Origin of the sequence: Endozoicomonas atrinae (assembly GCF_001647025.1) — a bacterium.
GTDB classification, from domain to species: domain Bacteria; phylum Pseudomonadota; class Gammaproteobacteria; order Pseudomonadales; family Endozoicomonadaceae; genus Endozoicomonas; species Endozoicomonas atrinae.
Genome location: NZ_LUKQ02000125.1, coordinates 1 through 16,564, shown reverse-complemented (window position 1 = coordinate 16,564; position 16,564 = coordinate 1). Strand labels below are relative to the sequence as shown.

Here is a 16,564-nt window from a genome sequence, read left to right as displayed (position 1 = left end):
ACCATTCGCACCGGAGTTAAACAGCTCAGAAAGGCTATGGGAGTGGATGCGGGAGCATGACTTATCAAACAAAGCATTTTCAGGTTATGAAAATATTGTAGATTGTTGCTGTGAAGCTTGGAATAACCTTTGCAGCGAAGCTGGTCGACTGTTCAGTCTGTGCTCCCGTGATTGGGCAGTTATACAGTAGTTAGAAAATTCAATTGGTATGACCTTTTCAGGACAGTATGCAAAAACACTGCTGGATGAACAAAATCAAATCGCTCTTCTTGGGACTTCAGCAAAAGATAAGAGTGATTATGAAATCGGATTAGCCTATCAGGGGGCTCTTGACCATGCTCTGCATTTAGGCAGTGGCATAGGCAGTCATGGACGGCATGTGCTCGCAGAACCCTATAGAAAACAGGGATTATTCGAGCTTAAGGAATTAATGGCTTAAATGCATTTTTAACAAAGTGGCCGAATAATGTCTCATAGCGAAATCAAGTGGCAGCAAATAGCTTTTATTGGCGAACCTATGCTGGAGCTGTCCAAAAAAAATAATGCGTATCACCTGGATATAGCCGGAGATACCTACAATACCGCCGTCTACTTCAGGCGCTATCTTCACAACAATAAACTGTCCGTCTCATATACGACTGGACTGGGTCTCGATACGCACAGTCACACCATCAGAGCCGTGTTGACTGAAGAAAACATCAATACAGAAACCATTGCTAAAATACCCGGAAAAAACCCGGGCCTGTATATGATCAGTACTAACGAACAGGGAGAGCGCAGTTTTTCATACTGGCGAGGGGACTCGGCAGCCAGATACTGGATGGACAGTTCCGATACAGACAGAGTGCTTGAACGCATGTCGGAGATGGATGCGTTCTACCTGTCAGGTATCAGCCTGGCCATCTTATCGAATGACGCTAAAGATCGGTTACTGACCTTCCTCAGCAAAATGCATAACCAGGGAAAAACCATTATTTTTGATAACAATTACCGCCCTGCTCTCTGGCACTCAAGGGAAGAAGCAAGAGCCTGGTATGACCAGATGATGCAGATAACCGATGTTGCACTGCTTACCGTTGATGATGACCAGGAGTTATATGGTCATATGGAATGCCAGAACATTATTGAACGTTGTCAGCATCAAGGAGTCCGGGAAGTTGTTTTGAAACGTGGTAGTCAAAGCTGTCTGGTAGGCGTATCAGGCGAGCAGGTGATTGAAGTTCCTTCACAACCAATAGCAAAAGTGGTTGATACCACAGCAGCTGGAGACTCTTTTGCTGCAGGCTATCTGGCAGCAAGAGTTGCGGGTAAAGCGCCAGCATCAGCCGCTGCCGATGGTCATAAGCTGGCATCCATTGTGATACAGCACCGTGGCGCGATTATTCCCAAAGCATTTATGCCAACACTTGAAAACTAATCTTACGACGGTCTATCTCGGCACTTTTGTTGCTGAAGACATTGTTTAAAGCTGCGTGTTCTATTCATAAAGTAGTAGAGAAAAAATGATCACTATATTGGATCAATTACAACAGCAAAGGGTTCTCCCGGTTATTCAAATTGAAAATCTGGATTGCGCCCTTCCTCTGGCAGAAATTTTGATTAACCATGGTTTTTCAATCATGGAAATTACCCTTAGAAGTGATATTGCTCTGGAAGCGATTCGTCGTATTAAAAAAGAGTATCCACAAAGTGTATTATCAGCGGGCACGGTATTAACACCAGAACAGGTAAATGCTGCAGACCAAGCGGGCACAGATTTCATTATCAGCCCTGGTTTTAACCCAGTTACGTTCAATTATGCCTGTGATTCCAGTATCTTTATGATCCCTGGAATCAATTCGCCAAGCGATATTGAGCAGGCGATGCAACAAGGCGCAACCGTGCTGAAATTTTTCCCGGCAGAAGCGTCAGGTGGTGTAGCCATGGTTAAATCTCTGACAGCCCCCTATCGAGATATCCGGTTTATTCCAACCGGGGGAATCAACCTGGGTAACCTGTCTGACTATTTGGATATCCCCCAGGTCATTGCCTGTGGTGGCACCTGGCTGGCGACTACAGAGGAATTAAATCAGTATCAATGGGACAAAATTGAGGACAAGATAAGAAATACGCGCCAGTTTCTGAATAACCTGATCAACAAATAATTCAATAGTTCATTATAGAAAAATGGTGGTTAGCAACTCGCTTAACCACCAAGAGTCGATAAATAAAAACATCTAACCGGATAGATCAAAGGTCGGATGGGTAATCTTTCTGTGCTTTAACCGAGGTGAGACGAATAACCAGGTCTTACAGAATCGGAATTTGCCCGGCAGTGGTTTGCCTGTTTTCAATGGCCGGATAAACGGCATTCGATTTCATGCGTCCGATGAAACGTGCGCCTTGCTGTGTATGGTTACTATGCAAGGCATAACGACGGGAGCATAGCCGTAGCTATGTGACCAGAATTGTAACTCCGAACAGTGACTGATCACTTACTCAGAAAATATGATTTCATATTTTTAGTTACTTACGCAAGTTATCAGGGCCTGTTGGGGTTAAACGAAATATCAACAGACCCAAAAGGTTACCGTGTGATTAACCACTCTCCCGTTTCGGTATCCATTGTCCACTGATCAATCCACTGCAGTCTTAGCTCACCATTCTTGTCTTTCTGTATGGGCAACCATACATACCGTGAATCAATTAAATTATCTGCTTCATGGCGATCGGCCGCATAAATATAGGTCGTTTGCTGATTGCCTACGACGGGAATAATAAAGGCGGTTTGAGAGCCATAGGCTGTTTCATCCCCAATATTTTTCCAGGGACTCCAGGGACCTGTCATCGCTGGTGCTGTTGAATATTTTTGCTGGTTAGGCCTCCAAGCCATGGTGCCCGAGGAAAACAGGACATAGGTATCACCCATTTTAACAATACCGGGTGCTTCTCTCTGTTCTTTGTGCACTGTTTCAACAGGGAAGTCGTAGACCAGTTTTTGGATATTTCTAAAATCCGGTGTCATTTCAAAAATTTTCAGACGACGCATGATCTGACCTTCAGTCAGTGCGCCCATCTCGCCATCTTTCAACTCGCCAATAGAAGAGAGAACGTAGTACCCCTTGCCATTTTCGTCAGCATAGAGGGCATTATCTCCAGCATAGTGAGCAACTCTGTCAGCGGTTGGAAAAAAAAACAGATTCAACGTGATAGTCACCACAAGGAGTTTCACTGCTGGCAACACCGGCTCTCATATTGGGCTCAATGCCTCCGGGTCTGCGGTACTTGAACCACATAACAAAACTGTCGGTTAACGGGTTATAAATAACTTTTGGCCGGGCAATAATGACATCGGAAGGCAGCTCAGTATTTCTTTTACTGGTCATTACCTGATTTTCAAATGTCCAGGTAGTGAGGTCATTGGATGAGTAGCAATTAAGGGCATTAAACAGGTTGCTGTTTTGGGTTCGATCCTGGCCAATCCAGTAATATGTTTCTTCAGCTTGAAACAGGGTGCCACCATGGGCATTAATCAGTTTCCCGTTGGTATCAAGCCAGTCTTTGCCTGATTCGATGGGTTTCAGATCCGCGATAGCTGATGATGTCAGCAAACCAAAAACAACAGCAGATGCAACCCTGAAAAGATATTTCTTACCTGACATAAGAACACTCAACTCGTTTTACCATAAATGGAAACCCTGACTTTATCAGGGTTTTATAGAGTGGTTATTTGAAGGAATAACGGAAACTCAATCCATAATACATGTAGTACTTTTCCGGATTGGTCGCATCTTCGTTATTCCAGGTTTTGACGTCGGCTTCTTCCATATAGATTTCAGGCAGGATGGACAGTTGTTTGCTCAGTTTATAGGTGGCCAGCATACCGTAACGGTTTCGTTTCTGATTTCTTTCATTACCGACACCGTCGGTTTGATTCTGGGTTAAATCAATACGGGTATAGGGTTCCAATGTTAAATCATTCAATCGATGGCGATAGTAGAGACGCAGCTGTAAGGAATCACTTTCTTTATTGCTGAAGGCACGGCTCTCATATTCCTTACTAAACATCTCATGATATAAAGAAACCGTAACCCGTTGACTGGATGAAAGAGAGTGGCCCAGTTTCAATTCAAGCTCATGGGTATAATCATCGTAACTGGTTCGTAGTTTTTTATCGACGCCATCATCACGGAATCGTCCATGGCTCCTTGTGGGCGCCATCCACCCTGCGAGATTAATTGAAGTACTTTTGCTGAAATTATATCGAAGGCCCGGGTAGAAGCGATACTCCATAGAGCGCGTATTGCCTTCATAAATCTGGTGCCGAAAACCCACTTTTGGTGCCCAGGTAAATTGACCCAAAGTCCATTGATAGCCCACGGCTAACGTCTGACGTGAGCGATTATTCCAGCTTCGTTGCTCTGGCAGATCCATATGACGGTAGTCAATCTTGGCGATGACCTGTAGAGGTGACCCTTCTATTGGATTCAGATTGAATGATACATAGGGCATCTGGTAGCTGTCGCTTTTGTAGGGTTCATTAAAGTCCCTGAATTCCGTACCTATCTGAACATTACCCGCCAACGCACTGGTTGATAGGGCCATTAAGATAAGGCTGCTGGATGTGTATCTTTTAATCCCGGATAGATTAATGGCAGTCATACCGCCTCCCCCTATTAAAATAAAAAAGGCTACTATTAATGAATATCTGATCTGGTTGTCAGAATGGTGTCACTGAATTGGTCCATGGATCGTGATGTCATCGTAAACGGCGACGCTTCCTGACTCTTTGGTCGCCGTACCGATTCGAATGTTGTCTATAAAGCTGGCTGCCTCTGCAAAGTGAGCGCCTCCCCATATAAGGCGATCATTCAGAAAAATATCGTAGGTATTAGCATCGGTATTCATCACCAGCCGAAGCCTGTACCACGTGTTATTGTTGATAGAGGCGATGGCTGTTTCATTAAATCGGTTGTCGGTAATAGCAAGCTTTCGATGCTTCACTGAATTAACAATATTGATCAGCATTTTTTTACCCGACATCAGTCGAATATAATCTCCGCTGCCTGACGTGTTGTATTTAAATCGGAGTGTTGCTTCAACCCGTGCGCCTTTTTGTGGTGTCAATGTGTGGCTGGCTACGACACGACCGTTATTATTGTTATCTTGAAGTTGAAGAGCGCCGCCAATATTGGCCTTAATGACCGAAGCGGATGTCCCTGATGAGCGAATAACCTCCCAGCCTTGAGGAAGTGCTCCGGTTTCAGGCGTATCAAAGCCTGCATGGAGTTGAGGTGATGGACTGTACTTGTTTCCCCAGATTTCAACCTCGTAAAAGCCAAAGTCATTGGTCGTGCCGCTGCTATTCCCTTTGTGGTTCTCGATAAGTGACAGTCTTAGATATTGGCCGTGTGTTTCAGGTAGGTTGATGGTCTGAAGCCAGTTGATGGAGCCGACAATGTCTTCAAAAACGGGAGTGAATGTCTGCCCATTACCCACTTCAACCTTTAACCGGGGAGTGCACAGACTGACGTCCACCTTATTATTGTACTGATCAAATTGTTTTAGCTTAATGGCCTTGATCCGTTGTGCTTCTCCCAGGTCAAACGTCAGGGTCTTTTTATCGGAATGGTTGTTGTTATACCAGAAGGTTGATAAGTCATTATCCGTCAGTGCAGTAACATCATCCTGAAAGCCCTGTAGAACCGTATTTTTTATTGATAATTGAGTGCCGTGATCCAGCTGATAGCCGGTAACGGTGCCTTTTTCTTCATCAAGGGTGATGCGATCGTAATAGTTAGTGGCAATATTCGTATCGGTATTAAAATACAGTGGCATCCAGATATTGCGGTTGTCTTTTCCATTCCAGGTGGCTGCATTACGGGTACCTGAAAACAGTAATGAACTGTGCCCGGAACCATTCGATGAATGAATTCGTTTTACACCGAAAACCTGAGAGTGGTAAGCGGTACTGTCACCGATAGGTATCAGGTGATCCGTCCACGGCCCTTTGACGGAAGGGGCGTATGTGTATTTATGCTGATTGGGACGCCAGCCGGTTTTACCGGAAGTCATCATAAAGAGGTAACCGTTTTCACGGAAAATGGCTGGCGCTTCCCGGTGATCAATACTGTTGTCATCATTGAACCATTGCAGAGACAACAGTGGACCATTGGGTTTGATGTCGCTGCATTCATCGTTTAATTCAAGAATATGAACAACGCCCAGCTGAGTGTCCGCCGATGCGAGATACAGCTTGCCATCTTCAACAATTTCTCCCAGGTCACCGGATACATTGCCATAAGGCAAGTCAATGATAATGGAGTCGGTGTAGCGATCCGCCGGTGTCTTGCCATTGCCCAGTACGGCGGCGCGCAGCAGTTCTTTACGGGGAATGATTTTATTGTTCGAATCAATACCGTGCCGTTTGGCCCAGATGGACAGGTTGCCTGTTGTCGGACACATCAGCCATTTTACAGCGGCGAGTTTTGAGCGCGTATAGTCTTCATGTTGATCTGCACCTTTATTGGCAAGATCTTCATTGCTTAATACGACCGTTGGCGTGGACCATGTGGTTTTATTATCGGTAGAGGTAGAAATCGTAAACTTATCAAAAACACCGGATGGGGTTTCATGAAGTTTTAACCCGTACCAGGTACCTTTTATCTGAGTGGTTTTATTAAAATCAGTCACCTGGTTGAGTGTCTTACCGTTATTTTCTACCCGTGCGATTGATACCTGACTGTGAAATGCTGACAGCATAATACAAATAATTAAGCACAGATTTCTGCGATAAGACTTCACATTGATGTCCTGTATCTTTTTAAGTGAATCAGTTAGTTTTTAAATAAGCGAGCTCTCTCAGTGCTATGAGAAAAAGGAGAGCTCGTTACGCATTATCTGGAGCTGGCTTGCCATACTCCTGTTTTAGTATCAATGCTCCAGCCGTCATACCACTTCATATCCAGTTGATTACCCTTAATTTCTATGGGCAGCCAGACATAGCGGGAGTCAATCAGCTTTTTACCCACATGGCGGTCTGCACCGTAGATATAGGTGGTTTGTTCACTGCCGTAGACTGGAATGATATAGGCCGTCTGAGAGGTAAAGCCTGATGCCGGGCCAATATCTTTCCACTCACTCCAGGGGCCTGCCATGGAGGTTGCCGTCGAGTATTTTTGCTGATTTGGCTTCCAGGACTGGGTACCGGATGTCAGCATGACGTACTTTCCATCAATTTTTGCCAGAGCGGGTCCTTCTCGACGGGCTTTGCGGTCTGTCTCTAATGGAAAGTCATACAGCAGTTCGGCAACATTGCGAAAATCGGGGGTCAGTTTAAAGACTTTCATACGACGATCACGGGAACCATTGACCAACGTACCCATCTTTCAGCTCGCCGATGGATGAAATAACGTAATAACCGGTTCCGTCGTCATCTACCAGCATCGCTGTATCACCAGCATAATGGGACACGTTATCCACGGTGGGGAAGAAAACATCCTCTACTTTATAATCACCACAGGGGGTAGAACTGCTGGCAACACCCGCTCTCATGTTTGGATCAATACCGTTTGGGTGGCGGTATTTAAACCACATTACATAGCTCTTGGTCAGCTCGTTGTAGACCACTTTGGGGCGGGCAATAATGACTTCTTCAGGAAGTTCTTTATTTTTTGCGGGAGTCAGGCTGTCATTCTCCAGCGTCCACTGGGTTAAATCATCGGATGAATAACATTTTAAAGCTCTGAAGGTGTTGTCGTTATGGGTCCTGTCCTGACCGACCGATCCAGTAAAACTTTCCTTCTGTCTGGAAAACATGGCCACCATGGGCTTCGATCAGGTTCCCGTTGGTATCCAGCCAGTCCTCTCCTGATTGAATCGGCGTTATATTGGCGAGTACGCCTGAAGACGCAAGGAATAAACCGGCCATACTTATGATGGTCTTTTTGAGTATCTGATTGCTCATTGCTATCACGCAGCACCTGATGACCAGCCAATAACTAACGGTGATTACCTTTTATCAAGGCACACATTCCCGATTACCTTCAGAAAAGTAATGGCGGGTATTAATTGATTGGCTGATAACGTGTAATTAAAAATTTAATGAATTATGTTCGAGTTTATTGCACACCAAATTGTTCTTTATAATTCAGGTTAGGCTCAGGTATGCGTGCTTTAACGCTCTCTTTCCATTCCTGTAATTGCTTATAAAGCGCTTTGGTTTTTTCTGGATACTTATCCGACACATTATTTTCTTCTGAAATGTCTTCCCTCAGATTATAAAGTTCTAGATGTTCATCTTCGAAAAACTCAATAAGTTTCCAGTCACCTTCTCGAACGGAACAACCAGGTAGCCCGCCTTGATTACTGTAATGAGGGTAATGCCAGAAAATAGCGCCTCGTTCAAAGGACTGGCCGCCAGTTAATACCGGTAGAATGCTTTTACCATCCTGATGGTGTTCCGGCATCAATTCGATGCCCGCTGCTTCCAGAAAGGTCGGGAAGAAATCCGTGCTGGTCATGATTTCATGGCTGATCGTGTTCGATTTTACCTTCTCTGGCCAGCGAACAATCAATGGCTCACGGGTTCCGGCCTCATACATCCACCCTTTACCTTCCGCCAATGGACTATTACAGGTTGGGGAGCCTTCTGATGTTGCCAGTCCGCCGTTGTCACTGAAGAAAACAACAATGGTGTTGTCTTTCTGGCCAGTGGCTTCCAGTGTGTCCAATACGCGACCAATATTCCAGTCGACGTTTTCAACCATTGCGGCGTAGGCTGGATCACTCTGAACAATACGTCTCAGGATTTTTTCATCCTTTTTGTGATAGCAGGAGAAATGATCGCCTTCAATGAAAGGTGATGTTTGATCCCGGCCCAGCATCTGTGCTTTATCACGATATTTCTGAACCAGCTCTTCATGGCATTCAATGGGCGTATGTACAGCATAATGCGAAAGGTGCATAAACCAGGGCTTGTCACCATGTTGCTCAATCAATGAAATGGCTTCATCGGTAATCCGGTCGGTCAGGTATTCACCATCAGGCCCTTCTTCCAGCGTTTCCAGACCATAAGGGGCAAAGAATCCATTTTTTGGATGGCCCCATTCACAGCCGCCGATATTAACGTCGAAACCCAGTTTTTCAGGAAAGCTGTCGAAACGGTCATCACCGTGTTTGCTCAGATGCCACTTGCCCACATGCCAGGTGTCATAGCCATTACCACGCAATGCACTGGCAATGGTTGTGTAACCTGGCGACAGGTGGTCAATATAGGGAACATTCGCCAGTTTCCCTTCTGAGTAGCCACCCAACCATTGGGTCATACCAATTCTGGCAGGATACTGACCTGTTAGAATACTGGCCCGTGTGGGTGAGCACACAGGGCAGGCCGCGTAAGCATTACTGAAACGCATGCCTTCCTGAGCCAGTCGGTCAAGACGTGGCGTTTCATAAAAATCACTGCCATAACAGCCCAGATCTCGCCAGCCAAAGTCATCCAGCAGAATGAAGAGGATATTTGGTCTGGAGGTGTTTGCAGGATTGGGTTGATTAATCATTGTCAGTCCTTAGCTTGATCTAACCGGAGTAAAGGAAGTGTTTTGTTCCTGCTGCTGTGCGTAGGCCTGTTTGTCTGCCTCACTGCCAAAGTGCTTGAGGGTGTAGCGCTCATAAGCAGGCTGGAGTTTGGTATGAGACCAGAAGCAGACAGCGGCGCAGCATCCACCGATGCTCAGGAAGTAAGTCCAGAACTCCGGAGAGACAACTCCATCGGCATAAGCAAGACCCACATTGGAGAACACCACATACATCATGATGGCAATGGTCAGCAGGATACTGCTGGTCAGCATGGCATAGCGCCAGGGAACCATGGCAACCTTGGGAGCATGGACATGGGTGAAGGTATTCTTGCAGGGTTTGACCAGTGCCCAAATCACCAGAATGGCAACTTCAACGACAAACAGCAGGGCAAACACATGCATCCAGTGGATCGGCATTTTAATACCCAGTGTCTGCTCAAGACCCCATACCATCAGGTAATAGGTAATGACGTGGAAAACAATAATAAACTGTGCTGCTCGGGGGGGAATGGCCAGTCTCTTGGCGAATAAGCCCATCATCACCAGCGTTACAATCGGTACCGCAATAAAGCCGGTAAACTGTTGCAGGAAGACAAATAAACCTTCAGGAGCGTATAACAGAGCCGGTGCGGCAAAAAGGGCGGCAATTGCACAGATAATGGCAAAGACCTTGGAAACATAAATCAGTCTACTGTCGTCGGCATCCGGATTCACAAAAGGTTTATAGATATCCAGGGCAAACATCGTCGCTGCTGAGTTCAACAGCGAATTGTAGGTTGAGAATACAGCGCCCAGCAGTACAGCAACAAACAGGCCCAGCAGAGGGGATGGTAAGGTTTTAGCCACCAGCTCCGGATACGCCAGATCCCTTGGCTCCAGACCTGGACCAAATAAATGGAACGCAATCAGGCCCGGCAGCATCGCCATGAAGGGCACCAGCATTTTGAAAAAGCCTGCCATCAACAGTCCGCGCTGTCCTTCCTTAAGGCTTGCTGCGCCAAGTGCACGCTGAATAACGAACTGGTTGGTTCCCCAGTAGAAGGTTGCCGTCACCATCAGGCCAGTAAAGATGGCGGAGAAAGGAATAACATCTACATCACTGCTGCCACCGATGGCGTTCAGTTTTTGGGTATGGGTGGTGGCCATGTGATAGAGCGCATCACTGATGCCGCCATCCAACTTGTCACCCAGGGCGATCAAACCATAGATTGGAATCAAACAGCCAACGACCAGCAGGGCAACACCATTTAACGTATCGGAAATAGCAACAGCCCGAAGTCCACCGGTAATGGCGTAAACCGCACCAATAATGCCCACTACCCAGGTGACCAGCCACAACGCTTCAACCTGGCTCAGGCCTGTCATGGCTCGAATATCCAGCAGCTTCATCAGAGCAAGGGAGCCACCGTAAAGAATGGTGGGAGACCATACAAAGATATAACCGAACATCAGCAGACCAACCACCAGACGGCGGGTACCTTCTCCGTAGCGGGACCTCAGGAAAGCAGGCATGGTAGCGAAAGCGCCACCGAGGTACATGGGCAGGAAAAGACAGGCCAGAAGAATGATGCCTCGAACAGCCCACACTTCCCAGGCCAGGGCGGTCAGGTTGCCAAAATAGACGATGCCATTCTGGCCAATAAGCTGTTCAGTCGAGATATTGGTAAGCAGCAACGACCCTGCTATAAAGACACTGCTGAGGCCATTGCCAGCGAGAAAATAACCATCAGCAGAGTCGATGGTGCCTTTGGTCTTATACCAGGAGTACCAGGCCACAAAGGCCATGAAGCCTATGCATGTAATTACGGCAAACATAAATCAAAAAGCCTTCTGTCTGTTGGAAATCGCTTGAGTCTGTGAGCTTGTTGTTCGTTTGTGTCATGAGCCGGGAGGAAAGTATCCGATGATCAGAGAGGGGAGAAATGCGTAAAAGACGTGAAGCCATACCTTTTTTTTATGGTTTGGTAACGGTTCTTCTGGGTAGTCCGGAAGAATATCTCCTCCGGGCCTTATATTATCTAGTGTCTGATGTTTTTAAAGGTGATCGGTGTTTGATTTAATCGTCACAACATGCACAAAAGTTGTCATTTAAACTTTTGACGCCAATCAATAAAAAGCAACGCCCCCTAGCGGCTTAACTGTTTTAAAAATGTCATCAAGCGTTGATCTAAACAGGGAACTCCATTTAGAACGATATGCTAACCTATAATATAACTGTCGTTTATTTGTTCGATTTGGGAACTGGAAAGCAGGGATGGATAAACAGCTTTATCACTTTCAAGTGGTCGCTAAACATCAAAATATTACTCTGGCCTGTGATGAGTTGCACATTTCTCAACCAGCGTTGACCCGAAGTATTAAAAAGATTGAGGAACAGCTGGGCATTGAACTCTTCAAGCGTTTGCCAAGGGGAATGGAATTAACGCCATCAGGCAGTGTTTTCCTCAACAGGGTCAACCGAATGGATATGGAGTATCAGTTTGCCCTGAAAGAAATTAATGCACTGAAATCCGGGCAGAACATCAGCCTGAGGATTGGCTCGGATAATCTGTGGGCAGAAGTTCATATTTCTTCACTGCTGGATCAGTTTTATGACTTGAATCCTGAGGCTGAAGTCCGGGTAAAGGCGGGAACCGTTGCCAGTACTGTGCCTGAGTTATTAAAAGGGGAGCTGGATCTGGTACTGGGTAAAATTGGTTATGAAGGTGAAATATTTCAGGCATTAACCTGTAAGCCACTTATTCCAGTCAAGTTTGTTGTTGTTGCCAGACCAGAGCATAAGCTGCATCAACAAGCTTCAGTAACGCTTTCCATGCTTCAGGGCTATCGATGGATTATTTATCAGCACTCAGACAATTATGTCTGGCATATTAATGAGACATTTTATGAGCACGGGCTGAGACCTGCAAAGGTGAGCCTTCATACCGCCTTTCTGGATAATGCTGTCTCACAGATGCAGAAAGATGATTTCCTGATGTATATCCCCCATCAATTATTAAATTCGATGTCCAGTAAAGGCCTGAAGCAGGTTCCACTGGTTAAACCTATTCACAGTTTTCAAAGTGGTGTTTATTACTCTGAATTTGCCGCTCAAATGCCGGGTGTCCGGCAATTTTTAAAATTGCTCGATAAGACATTCATTAGTTGATGTGTTTATGTTTTAGTAAATGTCGTGACAATATCCTCTAAAATCTCTGGCTGCTAACCCTGGGCAATAATGTTTCCAATTTATTTAGGAGCTAATCCCCCCAACGAAGATGAACTCTGGTTTAAGCACTTAGCAGCACTGAAGTAAGAGCCAGTTAACCTAAGCTAAATATGCCTGAAGGCATAACCACTCTACCAAATTATTCGGCTATTTCTATGCACAGAACTCACAGGTAGAAAACAACCGGTCAATTACAGCTTCATAACAAGGCTGTTTAACCGTGTAACCCTCCTTATTTATAATCGGGGAACTGCATTGAAGTCAGCTCCCCATATTCCATCAACATTAAAACCAGTTATCGAGCTAACCAGCCACCATCAACTGCAATAGTGTACCCATTGACATAATCACTGGCAGAAGATGCCAGGAATACAACTGGACCAGCCAGATCTTCAGGACTACCCCACCGTGCGGCTGGAATACGATTTAGGATCTCTGCATTTCTCTGCTCATCTGCACGCAAGGCAGCGGTGTTATCCGTTGCCATATAGCCCGGAGCGATAGCGTTAACGTTGATTCCTTTGGATGCCCATTCACAGGCCAGTAGACGGGTCAGTCCGGCAATACCACTTTTGCTGGAAGTATAAGACGGTACGCGAATACCACCCTGGAAAGAGAGCATGGAAGCAATATTAATGATCTTGCCGCCCTGTCCCTGCTTGATAAATGCTTTGGCCACAGCCTGACTCAGAAAGAATGGGGTTTTAAGATTGATATCCATCACCTCATCCCAGTCTTTCTCAGAAAAATTGACGGAGTCTTCCCGACGGATAATGCCTGCGTTATTGACCAGAATATCAATCCGGCCAAATACCTCGATGGTTTCCTGAACAATACGTTCAACGGGCTCAATACTGAGCAGATTTGCCTCAATCAAGTGAAAGCGGCGACCTTCGGCTTCGATCAACGCACGTGTTTCAGGGGCATCAATGTGCCCCACTGCACAGATATCAGCTCCTGCCTTAGCCAATCCCAGCGCCATACCCTGGCCCAGACCAGTGTTTGCACCGGTAACCAGTGCCACCTTGCCACGCAACTCAAATGAAAAACTCATCACTCCATCCCTTTATAAATTATTTCAAACAGGAAGCTATTTTCATTGCTGCCATGGGTGGGCCTTTCCCCCCATGGCAATATGCGCTTACTTGATGTCACTCATTGGAATGAAGTCCATATCTGAAAAGGTCTGGTTTTCTCCAGCCATTCCCCAGATAAACGTATAATTTGAGCTACCAACACCGGAATGGATTGACCAGCTGGGACTGATAACGGCCTGTTCATTACGGACTACCAGATGACGTGTTTCATCCGGTTTACCCATCATATGAAAGACGACATTCTCATCACTCATATCAAAATAGAAATAGACCTCCATACGGCGATCATGGGTATGACAAGGCATGGTATTCCAGATACTGCCTGGTTCCAGCATGGTCATTCCCATCAGCAGCTGGCAGGTTTCCACCACATCAGGCACCAGGTATTTGTAGATGGTTCGACAATTGCAGTTCTCTGCATCACCTAACGTTTGAGGACTGGCCATTTCCAGCGTGATTTTTTTGACCGGGTAGCTGGTATGCGCAGGTGTACTGTTGAGGTAAAACTTGGCGGGATTTTCTTCATCCAGACTGGCAAAGCTCACCTGCTTTACACCTTTACCAACGTACAGTGCCTCACGCCCTGCAATAGGGTACTCAGTGCCATCAACAATAATCAGGCCATCGCCACCAATATTGATCGCACCCAGCTCACGGCGCTCCAGAAAGAAGTCAGCGCCGATTTCTTTGCCAGCTTCCAAAGTCACTGCTTCGGTCCCTGGCATACAGCCGCCGGCAATAACCCGGTCAACATGGGAGTAAGTAAGATTCACCTGGCCAGGTGTAAATAGGGATTCAATCAGAAAGTGCTTCCGCAACTGCGTTGTATCCATGGATTTGGCATGTTCACTGTGCACAGGCTCTCTAACGTCCATTAAATAGGGCTCCTTTATATTGAGAATCATTGATATCAATTGAATACCGGTCAGCGTCAGAAAGCTGACCGGGTAGTAAAGCCAGAATTAAGCGACATTGACCCAGATAGGAGATACCCAGCCAATATGCCCATCATCCTGGAAGCAGCGGACATAAAAATAGTGATTACCAGCTTGCACGGATTCAGCCATATTCAGCTCAACATACTGCTGGTCCGTATCAATCCGTTTGAACACTTCGCCATTCTGAATAATCTCGATCCGCTTGAGCTTTCTTGGTGCTGCAACACGGAAACGAATATTCAGCTCATTCCGGGCATCAATGGTTCTACCCAGATGAGCATCATTGATAAAGAAATCCATCACCATACGAGGATGGGTAGTGGCAATGGTCTGACGGTCCTGAACGGCATCAAAGATACTCTCCCTGGTCAGGGAGTCAGCATAAACACCTGTCACACCACCATACCCGGGGTTACCGTCATGTCCATCACTGTTAGCTGTGAAGCCCCATTTCTTACCACGGTTCAGAAAATCAACCACCGTGTTATTTTTTACGTTGTTTCTGGCCTTGAGCACCATCGGGTTGCCTTCATACTCAAAGCGTCCCCACTGGGCCGAATAGACTTCAACCATCGATTCATGATCACTGTCTGGTTCCCAGTTATTCAAATCGAAACCATCTTCAAACTTCGCATCCTGATCATCGAAATATTTTGGATTACGGCCATTACAGAAACGATGCAAGTGAGGAATCGTGATAACCGGCTGCCCTTTATAAAAATCCCATACGTCGTGGACAATCTCCATTTCGTAACCGGGATACTCGTAGTCATTAAGTGATCCACGGAAAAGACACACCGTATCCCCCCGGCGGCAATGGAACTCAAAACCACTCATGGTTACTAGCTTGCCTGGTTCGTTAAATTGATCACAGACATCTCCCATCTTCTTCCAGGTCGCACGATCAATGTTGACGGTGCGATCTTCATTGAAAGTAAATGTCTGCTCGCTCAGGAAGATATAATCCAGCTTGGATACTTCCCGAGCATAGGTGTACGCACGCTCCGGGGTAGCACCAAGATCGTTATCCCGGATATTTGCGGTCAGGTTTGAATGAGTATGAGTGTCCCCCCAGTACAGTGATGGCGCATTTTCTTCACAGATAATGACCGCATCATCCACATGCAGATTCGTATTCCCAACAGTAATCCGGTAAGCACCATGCTCCAGCTGTACCGTTGACCGCTGATCATGAATAGCGCTTTGAGTAACCAGTACGCCTGTTTTCAAATCATGAAGGGCAATGCTGAATTCATTTAACGAACAGTCGAACAGCGGGTTGCCGTAGCGGTCCATAGGCAGAACGGATACCTCTACCACTTCTCCCGGGCAGGCATATCCTTTGGCTGTTACCTGAAGCCTGGCCAGTTTTTCAGGGATCAGTTTAATGCTTGGGAAAATATCGTAATCCCTGTATTCACGATTTCCCTGCTGATCGACTTCAAGCCTATATTCCAGATGCGTGCCATCCTTGAAGAAGGCTAGCTGCCCTACCCGTGATGGTGCGCAGTCACCTTCCAGCCAGGGGCGGTCGACACCACCAAAACGAACATTAACCGCTTCGCCAGGCTTAAGCCCGCTTTCCAGAGTAATCACACCAACACGGCATGAGTCGTGCCAGCGTTTGATATGTAATACCAATCGCATTTTCTAAATCCTTAAGCTGCCGCCAACTATGCTTAGGCATCATTACCATGCATTATCTAGAACAGATGTCTCGTCGACCACAGCTACCCGAAGGTTTTAATGATGTTGATTTTC

16 protein-coding genes and 1 pseudogene are annotated in these 16,564 nt (G+C 46.2%); 5 read left to right on the top strand and 12 right to left on the bottom strand.

Features of this window, described 5'->3' with window-relative positions; genetic code table 11:
- The 4 genes and pseudogenes from AK963_RS35465 to AK963_RS16640 all read left to right on the top strand — a co-directional run.
- Positions 1-190 (top strand): annotated as a pseudogene (locus AK963_RS35465) (IS630 family transposase); the annotation flags it as partial.
- An 18-nt stretch (positions 191-208) separates the two neighbouring features.
- Positions 209-439 (top strand): hypothetical protein, encoded by a 231-nt coding sequence (locus AK963_RS16650; RefSeq protein WP_066016573.1) that lies wholly within the window; start codon positions 209-211, stop codon positions 437-439.
- 27 nt (positions 440-466) lie between these two features.
- Positions 467-1,417, top strand: a complete 951-nt coding sequence (kdgK, locus tag AK963_RS16645) for a 2-dehydro-3-deoxygluconokinase (RefSeq protein WP_066016572.1) — start codon at positions 467-469, stop codon at positions 1,415-1,417.
- An 85-nt stretch (positions 1,418-1,502) separates the two neighbouring features.
- Positions 1,503-2,144, top strand: coding sequence for a bifunctional 4-hydroxy-2-oxoglutarate aldolase/2-dehydro-3-deoxy-phosphogluconate aldolase (locus tag AK963_RS16640; protein WP_066016571.1), 642 nt, complete (start codon positions 1,503-1,505; stop codon positions 2,142-2,144).
- Between the two features lie 422 nt (positions 2,145-2,566).
- Here the strand turns inward: AK963_RS16640 and AK963_RS16635 are convergent, their stop codons facing one another.
- The 9 genes from AK963_RS16635 to AK963_RS16600 all read right to left on the bottom strand — a co-directional run bounded on the left by AK963_RS16635 (position 2,567) and on the right by AK963_RS16600 (position 11,375).
- Positions 2,567-3,184 (bottom strand): glycoside hydrolase family protein, encoded by a 618-nt coding sequence (locus AK963_RS16635; protein ID WP_066016570.1) that lies wholly within the window; start codon positions 3,182-3,184, stop codon positions 2,567-2,569.
- Complete coding sequence (locus AK963_RS16630) at positions 3,156-3,641, bottom strand: glycoside hydrolase family protein (RefSeq protein WP_066016569.1); 486 nt, start codon at positions 3,639-3,641, stop codon at positions 3,156-3,158. Before AK963_RS16630 ends, AK963_RS16635 begins: the two co-directional genes overlap by 29 nt.
- A 64-nt stretch (positions 3,642-3,705) precedes the next feature.
- Entirely contained in the window at positions 3,706-4,641 is a 936-nt protein-coding gene (locus tag AK963_RS16625) for an OmpG family monomeric porin (protein ID WP_139117462.1), read from the bottom strand.
- A 69-nt stretch (positions 4,642-4,710) separates the two neighbouring features.
- Complete coding sequence (locus AK963_RS16620) at positions 4,711-6,783, bottom strand: discoidin domain-containing protein (protein ID WP_139117461.1); 2,073 nt, start codon at positions 6,781-6,783, stop codon at positions 4,711-4,713.
- Between the two features lie 92 nt (positions 6,784-6,875).
- Positions 6,876-7,364 (bottom strand): glycoside hydrolase family protein, encoded by a 489-nt coding sequence (locus AK963_RS16615; RefSeq protein ID WP_066016566.1) that lies wholly within the window; start codon positions 7,362-7,364, stop codon positions 6,876-6,878.
- Positions 7,336-7,797 (bottom strand): glycoside hydrolase family protein, encoded by a 462-nt coding sequence (locus AK963_RS16610; protein WP_139117460.1) that lies wholly within the window; start codon positions 7,795-7,797, stop codon positions 7,336-7,338. The genes AK963_RS16615 and AK963_RS16610 overlap by 29 nt, the downstream gene beginning before the upstream one ends.
- A complete protein-coding gene (locus AK963_RS35460; RefSeq protein ID WP_139117459.1) occupies positions 7,739-7,945 on the bottom strand; it encodes a hypothetical protein in 207 nt (68 codons plus the stop codon). Before AK963_RS35460 ends, AK963_RS16610 begins: the two co-directional genes overlap by 59 nt.
- A gap of 154 nt (positions 7,946-8,099) precedes the next feature.
- Entirely contained in the window at positions 8,100-9,539 is a 1,440-nt protein-coding gene (locus tag AK963_RS16605) for a sulfatase (protein WP_066016564.1), read from the bottom strand.
- Between the two features lie 9 nt (positions 9,540-9,548).
- Positions 9,549-11,375, bottom strand: coding sequence for a solute:sodium symporter family transporter (locus AK963_RS16600; RefSeq protein WP_066016563.1), 1,827 nt, complete (start codon positions 11,373-11,375; stop codon positions 9,549-9,551).
- A 439-nt stretch (positions 11,376-11,814) separates the two neighbouring features.
- Here AK963_RS16600 and AK963_RS16595 point away from each other — a divergent pair, with 439 nt between their 5' ends.
- Positions 11,815-12,708, top strand: a complete 894-nt coding sequence (locus tag AK963_RS16595) for a LysR family transcriptional regulator (protein ID WP_066016562.1) — start codon at positions 11,815-11,817, stop codon at positions 12,706-12,708.
- A 355-nt stretch (positions 12,709-13,063) separates the two neighbouring features.
- On the opposite strand, the gene kduD is transcribed toward AK963_RS16595, so the two are convergent.
- The 3 genes from kduD to AK963_RS16580 form a co-directional block, all read right to left on the bottom strand.
- A complete protein-coding gene (gene kduD / locus AK963_RS16590; protein WP_066016561.1) occupies positions 13,064-13,822 on the bottom strand; it encodes a 2-dehydro-3-deoxy-D-gluconate 5-dehydrogenase KduD in 759 nt (252 codons plus the stop codon).
- A gap of 87 nt (positions 13,823-13,909) precedes the next feature.
- Complete coding sequence (kduI, locus tag AK963_RS16585; protein WP_066016560.1) at positions 13,910-14,740, bottom strand: 5-dehydro-4-deoxy-D-glucuronate isomerase; 831 nt, start codon at positions 14,738-14,740, stop codon at positions 13,910-13,912.
- Positions 14,741-14,827: 87 nt separating this feature from the next.
- Positions 14,828-16,450: a DUF3604 domain-containing protein gene (locus AK963_RS16580; protein WP_066016559.1), complete on the bottom strand. Its 1,623-nt coding sequence runs from the start codon at positions 16,448-16,450 to the stop codon at positions 14,828-14,830.
- Positions 16,451-16,564 lie beyond the last annotated feature (114 nt).